Annotated in this window: 1 protein-coding gene and 1 pseudogene; both read left to right on the top strand. The window is 81.2% G+C overall.

What is annotated here, in order from left to right; genetic code table 11:
* Positions 1-534: pseudogene (locus ACFU74_RS37255) on the top strand (hypothetical protein); the annotation flags it as partial.
* 73 nt (positions 535-607) lie between these two features.
* Positions 608-1,513 carry an NAD-dependent epimerase/dehydratase family protein gene (locus ACFU74_RS37250; RefSeq protein ID WP_380764573.1) on the top strand — a complete coding sequence of 302 codons (906 nt, stop codon included), beginning with the start codon at positions 608-610 and terminating at the stop codon, positions 1,511-1,513.
* Positions 1,514-1,544 lie beyond the last annotated feature (31 nt).

Genomic DNA, 1,544 nt, shown 5'->3' with positions numbered 1-1,544 from the left:
GCCCGGACCGCCGCCGCCCGCGCCGCCGATCTGGCCGCGCTGCTGCCCGACGCCCGGGACGCCGTGGTCGCGGTGGCCACCGTCAACACCACCGTCGCCGCCCTCCCCCGGGCCGCCGCCTGGTGCGCGGACGCCGGGCTCTGGCCCTCGGTCGACGCCACCGGCGCGCCCGCCCTGGCCGCCGAACTGCTCCGGCTCACCGCCCCCTCCCCGCTGCTCCCCCGGGTGGCCGCCGCCGATGCCGAACTGGCCGGACGGACCGTCCGCAAGGGCGACCGGCTGATCCTGGTCGCCCGGCACGCCGCCGGCGCGCACCGCCCGGCGCCGTCCCCCGGGCCCGCCGCCGCCCAGGCGGTCTTCGGCGCGGGCCCGCACGCCTGCCCCGGCGCCGGGGTGGCCCGCGCCCTGCTCGCCGACCTGCTGCTCGCGCTGGCGCCGTACGCCCCGGTGGTCACCGGCGCCAGGGCCGACCGCCGGGCCGCCCTGCCCGGCTGGGCCGAACTCACCCTGCGCGCCACCCGCGCCCCCGGCTGAGCCCCGCCCGGAAGCCGCTCCGCCCGGAAGCCGCCCCGCCCGAAAGCCCCCGAACCACCCGAGGAGACCCCCGATGCGGATCGCCGTCACCGGCGCGAGCGGCTTCTGCGGCTCGCACGTCGTCCGGGCCGCCGTCGCCGCCGGCCACGAGGTGCTCTGCTACGGCCGCCGCCCCGGCCCGGCCGGCCGCCACATCCGCTGGGACGCCACCGCCGGGGAGCCGGACTTCACCGGCGCCGACGCGGTCGTGCACTGCGCCGCCGCCGTCGCCGACCTGCCCCCGGGCACCCCGGCCGAGGCCGCCCAGCACGCCGTCAACGTCACCGGCACCGAGCGCCTGCTGCGCGCCGCCGGCGACCGGCCCCTCGCCTGGGTCTCCAGCGCCAGCGTCTACGACCCCCGCTCCGGCCGCGAACCCGTCCAGGAGCACCACCCCACCGAGGCCGGCCACCTCAACGCGTACGGCCGCACCAAGGCCGCCGGGGAACGGCTCGCGCTGGCGGCGGGCGCCGTGGTGCTGCGCCCGCGCGCCGTCTACGGCCCGGGCGACCCGCACCTGGTGCCCCGGCTGCTGGAGCGGGTCCGGCACGGCCGGCTGCTGCTGCCCGGCGGCGACGTCCGGCTCAGCCTCACCGCCGTGCAGAACCTCGCCGACGCCTGCCTGTCCGCGGTCGGCGCGGGCCGCACCGGCGGGCGCCCGTGGACGCCGGTCGCCTACAACATCGCCGACGCCCGCCCCTACCGGCGCGACGAGGTGGTCCGGGCGGTGCTGGCCGCGCACGGCGTGCGCGCCCGGATCCACCACGTGCCGGCGCCGCTGGCCCGGCTGGCCGCCCGCACCGGGCGGCTCCCCGGCCTGACCCCGTACGCGGTGGACCAGCTCTCCCGCAGCGTGGTGCTGGACCTCTCCCGCGCCCGCACCCAGGGCTGGCGGCCGCACCGGGACCTCGCCGCCTTCCTGCGCGAGACCGGAGCCTGAGAAGCCCGGCGCCCGCGTCCCCTCCGAGGGG

The sequence above is a fragment of the Kitasatospora sp. NPDC057500 genome (assembly GCF_042802195.1).
GTDB lineage: Bacteria > Actinomycetota > Actinomycetes > Streptomycetales > Streptomycetaceae > Kitasatospora.
Note: the sequence above shows the minus strand (reverse complement) of the source record. Positions and strands in the feature narration are given on the sequence as shown.